The organism is Roseateles amylovorans (genome assembly GCF_025398155.2).
Lineage (GTDB): Bacteria > Pseudomonadota > Gammaproteobacteria > Burkholderiales > Burkholderiaceae_C > Roseateles > Roseateles amylovorans.
The window spans coordinates 249740-263085 of sequence record NZ_CP104562.2; the positions used below are offsets into that span (position 1 = coordinate 249740).

General features: G+C 68.7%; 9 protein-coding genes. 2 read left to right on the forward strand and 7 right to left on the reverse strand.

Annotated features, from left to right (window positions below):
• Window positions 1-3 precede the first annotated feature (3 nt).
• From N4261_RS01070 to bchF, 7 genes are read right to left on the reverse strand one after another with little or no spacing between them, the layout of a single operon-like run.
• Complete coding sequence (locus N4261_RS01070; RefSeq protein WP_261758381.1) at window positions 4-1470, reverse strand: BCD family MFS transporter; 1467 nt, start codon at window positions 1468-1470, stop codon at window positions 4-6.
• A complete protein-coding gene (gene bchM / locus N4261_RS01075; protein ID WP_261758382.1) occupies window positions 1467-2168 on the reverse strand; it encodes a magnesium protoporphyrin IX methyltransferase in 702 nt (233 codons plus the stop codon). The genes N4261_RS01070 and bchM overlap by 4 nt, the downstream gene beginning before the upstream one ends.
• Window positions 2168-3076 carry a ferredoxin:protochlorophyllide reductase (ATP-dependent) iron-sulfur ATP-binding protein gene (gene bchL / locus N4261_RS01080; RefSeq protein WP_261758383.1) on the reverse strand — a complete coding sequence of 303 codons (909 nt, stop codon included), beginning with the start codon at window positions 3074-3076 and terminating at the stop codon, window positions 2168-2170. Before bchL ends, bchM begins: the two co-directional genes overlap by 1 nt.
• Window positions 3073-6831 carry a magnesium chelatase subunit H gene (locus tag N4261_RS01085; RefSeq protein WP_261758385.1) on the reverse strand — a complete coding sequence of 1253 codons (3759 nt, stop codon included), beginning with the start codon at window positions 6829-6831 and terminating at the stop codon, window positions 3073-3075. The genes bchL and N4261_RS01085 overlap by 4 nt, the downstream gene beginning before the upstream one ends.
• 16 nt (window positions 6832-6847) lie before the next feature.
• Window positions 6848-8524, reverse strand: a complete 1677-nt coding sequence (gene bchB / locus N4261_RS01090) for a ferredoxin:protochlorophyllide reductase (ATP-dependent) subunit B (RefSeq protein ID WP_261758386.1) — start codon at window positions 8522-8524, stop codon at window positions 6848-6850.
• Between the two features lie 12 nt (window positions 8525-8536).
• Entirely contained in the window at window positions 8537-9829 is a 1293-nt protein-coding gene (locus N4261_RS01095) for a ferredoxin:protochlorophyllide reductase (ATP-dependent) subunit N (RefSeq protein ID WP_261758387.1), read from the reverse strand.
• The gene (gene bchF / locus N4261_RS01100) at window positions 9826-10428 is read right to left on the reverse strand and encodes a 2-vinyl bacteriochlorophyllide hydratase (RefSeq protein WP_261758388.1); all 603 of its coding nucleotides are present in this window, start codon (window positions 10426-10428) and stop codon (window positions 9826-9828) included. Before bchF ends, N4261_RS01095 begins: the two co-directional genes overlap by 4 nt.
• Window positions 10429-10737: 309 nt before the next feature.
• Between bchF and N4261_RS01105 the strand changes: the two genes are divergently transcribed.
• A complete protein-coding gene (locus N4261_RS01105) occupies window positions 10738-11694 on the forward strand; it encodes a cobalamin B12-binding domain-containing protein (RefSeq protein WP_261758389.1) in 957 nt (318 codons plus the stop codon).
• A gap of 124 nt (window positions 11695-11818) precedes the next feature.
• Window positions 11819-13333: a transcriptional regulator PpsR gene (ppsR, locus tag N4261_RS01110; protein ID WP_261758390.1), complete on the forward strand. Its 1515-nt coding sequence runs from the start codon at window positions 11819-11821 to the stop codon at window positions 13331-13333.
• The last annotated feature ends 13 nt before the right edge of the window (window positions 13334-13346 follow it).

Genomic DNA, 13346 nt, shown 5'->3' on the forward strand with positions numbered 1-13346 from the left:
CTCCTAGCCTGGAAACTCCGCCAACCCCATGGGCTGACGCGATGAGGGAGATGCGCGGCGACGGCGCACCAGCGGACCGATGGCGATCAACGTGCCGAACAGCAAGGCGATCTCCAGGTGATACACAACGCTGTAGGCCACCTGCGGTTCGGACATGGCCGCACCCAGCCAGCCGTGGGCCGCCAGCGCTTCGAATCCATCCCGCAGCGTGCCGCCCAGCGCGACGGCCAGGCCGCCGGCCGTGGCCTGCATCGCGCCCCAGGCGCCCAGGGCCAGGCCCGCACCGCTGGTGCTTTCCAGTCCCATGGCCACGACCAGCGTGCTGACTGCAAACAGGCCGCCGCCCAGACCGATCAGCACATTGCCGATGCGGAACAGCCAGCTCGAATCCAACGGTGCGGCGAAGATGACCGCCGAGAACGCGACGATGCCGATGAGCAGGCCGAGCGCGGCCAATCGATGCGCATCGAACCCCCGTGCGAGCAGCCGGGCGGCCATGGCGAATGCCATCACCGATCCCAGGGCCATGCCGGCGGTCAGCAGGCTGGTCGCGGCCACTGGCAGCTTCAGGATGGCGCCGCCATAAGGCTCCAGCACGATGTCCTGCATGTTGAAGGCCGCCGTGCCCAGTGCCACCGCCACCAGGAAGCGGCGCGTCTGCGGCTGGGCGGCAAATTGCCGCCAGACCTCGCGAAACGGCGGCACGCGCTCGCCCGGCGCCGGACGCTTGACCGTGCCACGGGCCTCCTGCTTCCACAATGCGACGGTGTTCAGCACCATCGTCGCCAGTGCGGCGCCCTGCACCACGCCCACCAGCCGGGTGGGCGAGAAGTTCTGCAGCAGCAGGCTGAAGCAGGTGCTGGCCAGCACCATGCCCAGCAGCAACATCACATACATCAGTGCCACCACGCGGGGGCGGGTGTCCGGCCGGGCCTGATCGGTGGCCAGGGCCAGGCCGGCGGTCTGCGTCGTCTGCATGCCGGCCCCCACCATGATGAAGGCCAGCGCCGCTGCCAGTCGGCCGACCATCACGCCGCCCGGCTGAGCGCTGGCTTCGGCGCCCGGCTGCAGCAGGACCAGCGCAAACGGCATGATCGACAGCCCGCCAAACTGCAGCAGCGACCCAAACCACAGGTAAGGCACACGCCGCCAGCCCAGCGCGGAGAGATGGGTGTCGGAACGGTGGCCCACCAGGGCGCGGAACGGTGCGGCCAGCAGCGGCAGCGCCACCATCAGCGACACCGCCCAGGCCGACACACCCAGCTCCACGATCATCACCCGGTTCAGGGTGCCCACCAGCAACGCATAGGCCATGCCCACCGACACCTGGAACAGCGCCAGGCGCATCAGGCGGTGCAAGGGCAGCTCGGTGGTCGCGACATCGGCGAAGGGCAGAAACTTCAGGCTCAGCCGCGACCACTTCAGCGCCAGGCGCTGATTGAGTTGGCGGGGCAGAGAAGAGGCCTTCATGGCCGCACCAGCTCCAGCGCCTGCGAGGTGTAGAAGCCGCTGTAGACCCGCTCGCTGCGCTGCAGGTCCCAGGCCAGCAGCCGGGGATGGGTGCCGATGAGTTGCTGCAGACGCTGCTCCGCCACCGGCACGATGGACGGGGACCGGTTGCCGCGCGGGAAGAGCTTGCCCAGCGCCTTCATGATCTGCAGGGCGGGGTTGCTCGGCGCGAAGGTGAACAGCACCGAATGGCGGGTGCGCTCGGCCAGGTCCGCCAGCACCGCCACCGCATCGGCAGGTTCGTAGTGGATGAGCGAGTCCATGCCCACCACATGGTCGAAATGGCCCAGGGCCGGATCCAGCATGTCGCCGGCGCGGAAGTCGATGCGACCGCCGCTGTCGAAGCTCGGCTGCCGCTGACGGGCCAGGTCCACCAGCGTGGGCGACAGGTCGATGGCCACCACCTCGGCACCACGCCGGGCCGCCTCCACCGCGAGTGCGCCGGTGCCGCAGCCCGCATCCAGCACACGCCGCCCGCGCAGGTCGGTCGGCAGCCAGGACAGCAGCGTGCCGCGCATGCGGTCCCGCCCGGCCCGGACGCTGGCCCGCACCCGGCCCACCGGCGCATCCGACGTCAGCCGCGCCCAGGCGTCGACGGCGGTGCGGTCGAAATAGGCCTCGATCTGGCCGCGGCGTTGGAGATAGTCGGCGTGGCGCATCAGTCAAACCCCAGCAGGTCAAAGAGATCCCGGTCCTTCATCGGCACGGCCTCATACGGCTCCCCGCCCAGCCACATCGATGCGGCCAGCCGCAGGTATTCCTGCTGCACCTTCTCCAGCTCCGGCGAGGCTTCCATCTCGAACAGCGTCGATTTCTTCAGGCGGCTGCGGCGGATGACGTCGAGGTCGGGGAAATGCGCCGCCAGCTTCAAGCCGATGCGGTCGGTGTAGCGGTCGATCTGGTCGGTGGCGGCGCTGCGGTTGGCGATGACGCCGCCCAGTCGCACCTTGTAGTTCTTGGCCTTGGCGCCGATGGCCTGCACGATCCGGTTCATCGCGAAGATGGAATCGAAGTCGTTGGCGGTGACGATCATGGCGCGGTCCGCATGCTGCAGCGGTGCGGCGAAGCCGCCGCACACCACATCGCCGAGCACGTCGAAGATCACCACATCGGTGTCCTCCAGCAGGTGATGCTCCTTGAGCAGCTTCACCGTCTGCCCCACCACATAACCGCCGCAGCCGGTGCCGGCCGGCGGTCCGCCGGCTTCCACGCACATCACGCCGTTGTAGCCCTCGTAGACGAAGTCTTCCACCCGCAGTTCCTCGGCGTGGAAGTTCACCGTCTCCAGCACGTCGATGACGGTGGGCAGCATGCGCTTGGTCAGGGTGAAGGTGGAGTCATGCTTGGGGTCGCAGCCGATCTGCAGCACCCGCTTGCCCAACTTGGAGAAGGCGGCCGAGAGGTTGCTGGAGGTGGTGCTCTTGCCGATGCCGCCCTTGCCGTAGATGGCAAAGCACTTGGCGGTCCCGATCTGAACCGTGGGGTCCATCTGGACCTGCACGCTGCCGGCGCCGTCCGGTCGCCGGTTGCCGATCTCGTGGAGGGGGACGGCGGTGATGGTGCTCATGCAGCGGCCTTTTCAATGACGCCTTCAAGGCGGTCTTCCAACTCGTCGCCGGCCTGGCGCAGGGCCTGCAGGGTGGCGGCGTCGGGTTGCCAGTAGTCGCGGTCCACGGCTTCCAGCAGGCGATGGGCGACGCGCGTGGAGGCCGTCGGATTGAGTTGGGCCAGGCGTTCGCGCATGGCCGGGTCGAGGATGAAGGTGGCGCTGAGCTGCTCATACACCCAGGGGGCCACCTGGCCGGTCGTGGCCGACCAGCCCAGCGTGTTGGTCACATGGACCTCGATCTGCCGAACGCCTTCATAGCCGTGCTTGAGCATGGCTTCGAACCATTTCGGATTGAGCATGCGGGTGCGGGTTTCCAGCGCCACCTGCTCGCTGAGCGTGCGCACTGTGCCGCCTCCCAGCCCGTCGCGGGTCTGGTCGCCGATGTAGACCGGCGCCATCGCGGCGGTCGCGCCGTCGCGGGTGACCTTGGCACGGCGGATGGCGCGGCTCACCCCCCCCAGCGTGTCGAAATAGGTGTCGACCGTGGTGACGCCCAGTTCGACCGAATCCAGGTTCTGATAGGCCAGCTGCACATCGGCCAGCACGCTTTGCAGCAGCGCGGCCTGCTGCATCGGGCGACCCGCACGGCCGTAGGCGAAGCCCTTGCGCCGGCTGTAGGTTTCGGCGAGTTCATCCCCGTCCTCCCAGCGGCTGTTGTCGATCAGGCTGTTGATGTTGGCGCCGTACGCGCCTTCGGCATTGCCGAACACCCGCAACGAGGCGGCTTCCAGATCGCCGCCGTGCGCGGCCTGGTAGGCCAGCGCATGCTTGCGGATGAAGTTGAGATCGGCCGGCTCGTCGGCGCTGGCTGCCAGGAAGGCGGCTTCGGCGAGCAGCCGGATCTGCAGCGGCAGCAGGTCGCGGAAGATGCCCGACAGCGTGATTACCACATCGATGCGGGGGCGCCCCAGTTCCGCCAGCGGAATCAGCTCGGCACCGGCCAGTCGGCCATAGCTGTCCTGACGAGGGCGAGCGCCCATCAGCGCCAGGGCCTGCGCAATCGGGCCGCCCTCGCTCTTGAGGTTGTCGGTGCCCCACAGCACCATCGCAATCGACTCGGGCAGGGAATGGCCACCGTCCAGATGGCGGTCCAGCAGCCGCTGCGCCTGGCGGGCGCCGTCCTTCACCGCATAAGCGCTGGGCAGCCGGAACGGGTCGAAGCCATGCAGGTTGCGGCCGGTGGGCAGGATGGCGGGCGTGCGCAGCAGATCGCCACCCGGCGCGGGCCGCAGGAAGCGACCGTCCAGCGCATGCAGGATGCCGTCGATCTCGCGGTCTTCGGCCATCAGCCGGTCCATGTCGGCGAGCCGTTGCAGCAGGGCCAGGTCTTCGAGATCGTCGTCGGTCGGCATGCCATGGGCCACCAGCGCTTCGATGACGGCCCGGTCCGGCTTGATGCCTTCGGACGCGTCGGCAAACGACATCAGCAGGTCCACCCGCTCCGCTGCGGTGGGGGCCTGGCCCACCACATGCAGCCCGTGCGGGATCAGGGTGTATTCCAGCTCCAGCACGGCGTCGTTGAGCCGGGCGATCGCCGCTTCCGCGCCGTCGCCCCAGGCGGGTTCGACAGGCGCCAGATCCAGCGTGGCCGCCTGGGCCTGGACCATCGTCGCTAGCTCGTCACGCTCGGCGCTGGCCTCCGGCTCCAGGCCGCGGTAACGCTCCAGCAGTTCCTTCAGTTCCACCAGCCCCTTGTAGAGCCCGGCCTCCGCCACCGGCGGCGTCATGTAGCTGATCAGCGTGGCTGCCGCGCGGCGCTTCGCGATGCTGCCCTCCGACGGATTGTTCGCCGCATAGAGATAGAGGTTGGGCAGGTCGCCGATGAGCCGGTCCGGCCAGCAGCGGGCGGACATGCCTGCCTGCTTGCCCGGCATGAACTCGAGCGCGCCATGGGTGCCGAAGTGCAGCACCGCATGGGCCGCAAAGTCCTCGCGCAGCCAGCGATAGAACGCGGAGAAGGCATGGGTGGGCGCAAAGCCGTGCTCGAACAGCAGCCGCATCGGGTCACCCTCATAGCCGAAGGCGGGCTGGATGCCGACAAACACATTGCCGAAGCGCTCGCCCAGGATCTGGATGTGGCTGCCGTCGGTCTGCTGCTTGCCGGGGCAGGGGCCCCATTGGGCCTCGATGTCCTTGAGGTGCTTCTCGCGGCGCAGATGCTCGTTGGCCGGAATGCGGTGATGCACATTGGCCAGCGCGCCGTAGCGGCTCGCATTGCCGTGGATGAGCCGTTCGCGCAGGTCGTCCACGCTGGCCGGCAGCTCGACCGTGTAGCCCGCGCGCGCCATCGACACCAGCGTGTTGTAGAGCGATTCGAAGACCGACAGGAAGGCCGCCGTGCCGGTGGCGCCGGCATTGGGCGGGAAGTTGAAGATCACTGCGGCCACGCGGCGCTCGGCGCGCTCGCTGCGGCGCAGGTCCACCAGCTTGCCGACGCGGGCGGCGAGGGCATCGGCGCGTTCGATGCAGCTGTGCATGTCGTGCGCGTCGACCGTGTTTTCGAAGCGGCAGGCATGGCTGCAGCCGGTGCAGGCGATGTGGGTGCCGTTGGCCCGACCGCCGAAGACCATCGCGCCGGTGGCCCCATCGAGCTCGGGGATCGCCACCATGATGGTCGATTCCACCGGGAGCAGGCCGCGGGAGGAGCCACCCCATTGGTCCAGCGTCTGGAACTCGACCGGATGCACCGCCAGGTACGGCACGTCCAGCGTCGCGAGCACATCCTCGGCGGCCTTGGCATCGTTGTAGGCCGGGCCGCCCACCAGCGAGAAGCCGGTCAGCGACACCAGGGCGTCGATGCGGGGGCGGCCGGCGCTGTCCTGGAAGTAGGCGCTGATGGCGGGACGCTGGTCCAGCCCGGTGGCAAACGCGGGAATCACCCGCAGCCCGCGGGCTTCCATGGCGGTGATGACGCCGTTGTAGTGGTCGGCATTGCCGGCCAGCAGGTAGGAACGCATCAGCAGCAGGCCGACCGTGCCGCGCGGGCCGGTGGTGGCCATCCGGGGCAGGGCGTCCAGCGTGGTGGCCATCTGGCCGACGGCGCCGGGATGGGCCATCTGCGGGTGATACAGGCCCACCTCGGGATAGGCGATCGGCTGATCCGGCCGGGCACTGGCCCGCAGCGCCTGGCGCGGGCCCTGCGCATACCGCTCCACCAGCAGCTTCACCATGTTGGCAATGTTGTCCTGCGAGCCGGCCAGCCAATATTGCAGCGTCAGGAAATAGGCCCGCACATCCTGCGCGGTGCCGGGGATGAAGCGCAGGATCTTGGGCAGCATCCGCAGCACCTTCATCTGCTGCGCACCGGCGCTGGCCGGGCGGCCTTCCTTGCCGGCGGGCTTGCCGCGCAGCCGCTTGAGCAAGGCCATCGCGCCGTTGGCGGGCGCACTCATGTCGAAGCCGCCCATGCGGGTGAGCCGGGTGACCTCCGCGGCCGACATGGCGCACACCATGGCATCGCAGGTCAGGCGCCGGGCCTGCAGATCGGCCAGCACCGGCAGGAAGTGGTCTTCCAGGAAGAGCATCGACGCAATGACGATGTGGGCCGAGGCGATGTCGGCGCGGCAGCGGGCCAGCGCGTCGGGTTGGTCGCCCCATTCGGCGGCGGCATGCACCGTCAGCCGCAGGCCGGGCAGGTGCCGGGCCAGGGCCACATTGGCCCGCTCGGCGGCACTCGCCAGATGGGAATCCATGGTCACGATGACCACGTTCATCGCCGGTGCAGGCGGGTTACCGGCTGAAGTGCGCCTTGGCGTCATAGAGCGTCTCCAGCGTGATGAGGGGCAGGCTTCGGATCCGCGCATACGCTTCGGTATTGCGGCGGGCCTTGGCGCGGACAAAGAAGGGAATCTTGCGCAGCTCCTGTTCGGCGTCGGCGGACCAGGGGGCGGTCGACGTCACGGGCTCGATCGGGACGGCGATGGGCGCGGCGTCGCCGCCGACCGCTGCATCGGCAGCGTGGGCGCTGTGGGTGGCAGCGGCTGCATCAGCCGGTGCGGTCGTGACTGCGGTGACGGCGGCTGCAGCTGCAGCGACGGCGTTCGGTGCCACTGCGGCGACCGATGAAGTCGCTGCGGGGGTGGCATGCCCGAGATGGGACGGCGCCGCATCCTCATGGAATTCGAAGTCGCCGCGGAACATCCCCAGCAGGTGTTGCTCCAGGCCCATCATCAGCGGATGGACCCAGGTGTCGAACAGCACGTTGGCGCCTTCAAAGCCCATCTGCGGCGCATGACGGGCCGGGAAGTCCTGCACATGCACCGGTGCGGACACGACCGCGCAGGGCAGGCCCAGGCGCTTGGCCATGTGGCGTTCCATCTGCGTGCCCAGCACCAGGTCCGGCAGCGCGGCCGCCATGGCGGCTTCGACCTCCAGATAGTCGTCGGTGATCAGCGCTTCCAGGCCGTAGTCCTGGGCCGCCGCCCGCAACTCGCGGCCGAATTCGCGGCTGTAACTGCCCAGCCCGACGACCTCGAAGCCGAACTCCTGTGCCGCGACGCGCGCGGCAGCGATGGCATGAGTGGCGTCGCCAAAGACGAACACGCGCTTGCCGGTCAGGTAGTTGGCATCCACCGATTCGGCATACCAGGTGGACCGGGAATGCGCCTGCGCGGAGGCCAGGTCGGGATCGATGCCCGCCAGGGTCGCCACTTCCGCGATGAACTCGCGGGTGGCGCGAACGCCGATCGGCACGGTGCGGGTCGCCGGCTGGCTGAAACTGCGGCTGAGCCAGGCGGCGGCCGTCTGCGCGACTTCCGGATAGAGCACGACGTTGAAGTCGGCGTCTGCCAGTCGGGCCAGATCCGCCGGCGTGGCATGCCAGGGCGCGATCACGTTGATCTCGATGCCCAGCTGGGTGATCAGCTGAGAGATCTCGCGCAGGTCGTCGCGGTGGCGAAAGCCCAGGGCGGTCGGGCCCAGCAGGTTGCAGCGCGGCACCGTGCCACGCAGGCGGGGCTGTGCCGGCTTGACGGCCAGGGTGCGCACCAGTTGGTAGAAGGTCTCGGCAGCGCCCCAGTTTTCCTTGCGCTGGTAGGCCGGCAGCTCCAGCGGGATCACCGGCACCGGCAGGTTCAGGGCGGCAGCCAGTCCGCCGGGATCATCCTGGATCAGCTCGGCGGTGCAGGACGCGCCCACCAACAGGGCCTGCGGCTGAAAGCGGGCATAGGCTTCGCGCGCGGCATCCTTGAACAGCTGGGCGGTGTCGCCGCCGAGGTCGCGCGCCTGGAAGGTGGTGTAGGTGACCGGCGGGCGTTCGCCGCGCCGCTCGATCATGGTGAACAGCAGGTCGGCATAGGTGTCTCCCTGCGGCGCATGCAGCACATAGTGCACCCCGCGCATGGCCGTGGCCACCCGCATCGCGCCGACGTGCGGCGGGCCTTCGTACGTCCAGAGGGTGAGCTGCATGGCGGTCTCGCTTCAAGCCGCCAGCAATTGCCGACGATGCAGGGGACGGGTGAACAGCGCGGCCAGGTCGCCGGCCTGCTCGAAGCCCTGGATGGGGGTGAAGACCAACTCGATCGACCATTTGGTGGTCATGCCTTCAGCCTCCAGCGGATTGGCCAGGCCCAGGCCGCAGACGACCAGGTCCGGCCGCGCCGCCCGGCAGCGGTCGAGTTGCCGCTCCACATCCTGGCCCTCCGACAAGAAGGTGCCGCTGGGCAGCAGGGCCAACTCTTCAGCCAGATGCGTGCGATGCAGATACGGACTGCCGACCTCCACCAGCTGCATGCCCAGCTCGCGCGACAGGAAGCGGGCCAACGGGATCTCCAACTGAGAGTCCGGGAAGAAGAACACGCGCCGGCCGCTCAGCCGGGCACGGTGGACCGACAGCGCCTGCTCGGCTCGCTCCCGGGCCGGTGCGATGGCCTGCGCGGCCTTGTCGGGATCGATGCCCATGGCCGCAGCGGCGGCCATCATCCAGGCGGCACTGCCCTCGGCGCCCAGCGGGAAGGGCGCGGCAATGCGCTGCGCGCCTCGCGCTTCCAGCGCGCGTGCCGTGTCCCCCAGGAAGGGCTGGGCCAGCAGGAAGCGGGTCTGCGGACCGACCGCAGGCAGGTTGGTGGCGCTGCGAGAGGGAAAGAACGACACCCGCGACAGTCCCATGGCCTGGAACAGCCGCTGGAACTGGTCTTCCACGACATCGGCCAGCGCACCGACCACCATCAGCTCGGGCTGGCTGCTGACGGACACGGTCGGCAACGACGGCAAGGTGGGCGCCAGCGCGGCCAGGCAGGCGTCTTCACCCTGGGTGAAGGTGGTCTCGATGCCGCTGCCGGAATAGTTGAGCACCCGGACCTGCGGGCTGAAGCGCTGGTTCAGCCGGCTCGCGGCGCGCGACAGGTCCAGCTTGATCACTTCCGAGGGGCAGGAGCCCACCAGGAACAGCAGGCGGATGTCCGGGCGACGCGACAGCAGCCGCTGCACCACCCGGTCCAGCTCGTCCTGGGCATCGGCCAGGCCGGCCAGGTCGCGTTCGTCGAGGATGGCGGTCGCGAAGCGGGGCTCGGCAAAGATCATCACGCCGGCCGCCGACTGGATCAGGTGGGCACAGGTGCGCGATCCCACCACCAGGAAGAACGCGTCCTGCATCTTGCGGTGCAGCCAGATGATGCCGGTCAGCCCGCAGAACACTTCCCGCTGGCCGCGCTCGCGCAGCACCGGGGCGTCCTGGCAGCCGACGTCCGCCTGGATGGGGATGACCGGGCTCATGACGCCGCCCCTTGCGTGCGTCGAGTGGCGGGCTGAGCGGCAGGGCCTGGCTGACCGGGTGTCCCTTGCAATCGCGCCGCCCGCAGCTTCAACAGGAACTGGGTGGCGTTGATCGCATAGGCCGCATACGCGGCCAGGGCCAGCAGCATCTGGCTGCGGCTGTCGAGCCAGCCGCTGAACCAGGCCATCAGGTAGGCGGTGTGCAGGGCCAGCACGGCCATGCTGAACACGTCCTCCCAGAAGAAGGCCGGCGCAAACAGCCAGCGGTCGAACACCACCTTCTCCCAGATGCAGCCGGTCACCATGATGGTGTAGAGCACCAAGGTCTTGACCAGCACCGAGATCGCCGCCGGTTGCTCGCCCGCGCCGGTCAGCAGAAAACGCAGCACCAGCGCGACGCTGACCAGGAAAACCAGGAACTGCAACGGAGCCAACACGCCCTGCACCAAGGTCCAGCGCGTGGCGTCGCGGCGTGCGCGCTCCTGCGGGGTGTAGAGCGGGTGGACTGGCGCACTGCCCGGTGCGGTGACGGACGCGGCAGGCGCCTCGACGGCGGGTCGGGACCTCAGCGAAGCGGGCGAGGCGAGTGGTTGACGCATGGGGCCGAATCTAGGCCTGCCCATCGGTGATGTCAATCAAGATTGACGTAATAAAAAATGGACAGATGGGGCGCTGTCGGGAAATTCAGCTTGACGTCAGGTGGCGTGAGGGGGACATTGCGTGCGGGTTGTTCGTTGACGCAAGTGAACTGAACAAGTCGAAGACACCTATAAAAAATTTCGGATCAGACCTACCCAAACTGTTTGCAGTGGCGATTTCTGACGCTGCCTAGCGCCGAGGGCGGAGCCGATGTTCTCCGGCCCCTCACAGGGAACCCAAGCTGCCGATCCACCCTGAGGAGACGCGTGGTGGCTGGATGGACGACCAATCGGCAGGCCAAAAGGCCGCCGCAACGCCGGCGTGCGGAGCTTGATGCGACGCTCACCGGTTCCGAACGCAGCGCTGACGAGTCGCTGACGCTGGACGCCTTGCTGGCGGCCCGGCGCGAATTGAACGATGAACCGCAGCCGTTGTCGCGGCCGCGCGCGGGGCCGCAGGAGCAACTGACGCGGCTGGTGGAGGCGGAGATCATTCCGCGCCTGATGCTGCTGCATCGCCCGCCGCCGCTGGCGGCCTGCCCGGCGGCGCCAGTGTTCGCGCCGACCCAGGCGCATGTGACCACGCTCAGCACGCTCGCGGTCCATGACGATGCACAGGCGGCGGTGCTGTATGTGCACAGCCTGGTGGAGCTGGGGGCGACCCATGAGCAGGTGCTGCTGGACCTGCTGGCCGCCAGCGCCCGTCACCTCGGCGTGATGTGGGAGGAAGACTTCTACAGTTTCTCCGAGGTCACCATCGGCCTGTGGCGTTTGCAGCGGGTGCTGCATGACTTTGCCCATCTGGAACCGCCGCCCCTGACGGGCGTCGCCGCCGGCCGTCGCTGCCTGCTGGCCGCTGTGCCGGGCACCCAGCACACCTTCGGCCTGGCAATCGTCACCGAATTTTTCATGCGGGGCGGATGGGAGGTGGACAGCCACCCCCAAGCCAGTTGGGAGGCCCTCCGTGCGCAGGTGGCGCGTGAGCACTTTGATGTGTTCGGGCTGTCAATCTCCTCGGGTGAATGCATTGCAGAGATCGTGTCTGGTATTCTTGACACGCGCAGAACGGCGGCCAATCCCCGCCTATTTGTGATGGTCGGAGGCCCCATGGCCGCCTTGATGCCGGACTTGGCACAACGCTGCGGGGCCGATGCCATGGCCAGCGATGCGAGCACGGCCGTGGCCTTGGCCAACGCCAGCCTCCCCAGCCGGGTTCGGGGTGTCTGACGGCTGTCACCGGGGCCCGAGTTCGGGTCCGGTGCCGGTCTGCGGGTGGGTGTCCCCGACCGTTCTTTGATGACCTGGCGGTGCGGTCTTGCCGTACCGCTGCTTGATCACAGCAGGGAACTTGATGCAGACCCACGGTAACGCGGCCCACCCACAGCGATTCGAGGCGCCGGAGCGCCACTTCGCCGGGCTGAACGCCGACCTCCTGGCCCGGATCGTCGCCGCTGCGTCCGACGTGGCGCTGGTCGTCGACGGCCAGGGCGTCATCCGCGATGTGTCGCTGGGCGCGTCGGCCGCTGCCGAGCTGGCCGAGCTGCGCCAATGGATCGGCCGGCGCTGGGCGGAAACCGTCACCATCGAGAACCGGGCCAAGGTGCAGTCCATGCTGTCTGCCGGTGCCCCCTCGGCCGGCCATGCCGTGCCGCCGGAGCGCCAGGTCACCCATGCGCTGTCGGGCGGCGTGGACCTGCCCATCAGCTACAGCATCGTCCCGCTGGACGGCCAGGGCGCCGTCCTGGCGTTGGGACGCGATCTGCGCGAGGTCGCCACCGTCCAGCAGCGACTGGTGGATGCGCAGCAATCGATGGAGCGGGACTATCTCCGCCTGCGCCACACCGAGGCCCGCTACCGGCTGCTGTTCGAGGCGGTGGATGAGGCGGTGCTGGTGCTGGACGCCAGCTCCCTGGTGGTGTTTGAACAGAATGCCGCCGCCAGCCGCCTCCTGGGCGATGCCGGCAAACGGGTGGTGGGCCGCAGCCTGCTGGATGTGCTGGCCGTGGCCAGCCATGCCGAAGTGCAAGCCGGCCTGGCCCAGGCCCGCGCCGGCGGTCGGTGCGACGAGCTGTCGATCCGTCTGGCCAGCAGCGCCACGGAACTGCTGCTGTCGGCCTCCGCCTTCCGGCAGGACAGCACCACCTTGTTGCTGGTGCGGCTCGCGCCGCTGGCAGGCGTGTCCCAGGGCGCGACGTCCGGCTCATCGTCCAGCCTGTCCCTGTCCGGTCCCAATGGCGCCCACGGCGTGGCCACGCCGTCGCTGCTGGATGTGGTCAACACCCTGCCCGACGCCTTCGTGCTGACCGACATGCAGGGCCGCATCCTGGCGGCCAACCAGGCGTTCAGCGACATGCTGCAGCTGCCGCCCGGTGAACTGGTCCAGGGCCAGCCGCTGGATCGCTGGCTGGGCCGCACCTCGGTCGATATGAATGTGCTGATCGGCAACCTTCGCCAGCACGGTGTGCTGCGACTGTTCCCGACCACCATGCGCAGCGGTCTGGGCGAACTCAGCCCGGTGGAGATTTCGGCCGTGGCGGTGCCCGACGGCAGCCAGGCCTGCCTAGGTTTTGCGATTCGCGATGTGGCGCGCCGGCTGCCCGCCGAGACCCGCCCTGCGCGACAGTTGCCGCGTTCGGTGGACCAGCTCACCGGGCTGGTGGGCCGGATTCCGCTCAAGGACATCGTCGGCGAAACCACCGATCTCATCGAGCGCCTGTGCATTGAAGCCGCGCTCGAGCTCACCCGCGACCACCGCGCCTCGGCCGCCGAGATGCTGGGCCTGTCCCGCCAGAGCCTTTATGTGAAGCTGCGCCGCTACGGCATCCTCGGGGATGGCGGCGCTGATGAGTCCGCATCGCCGCATTGACATCGTTAGATGT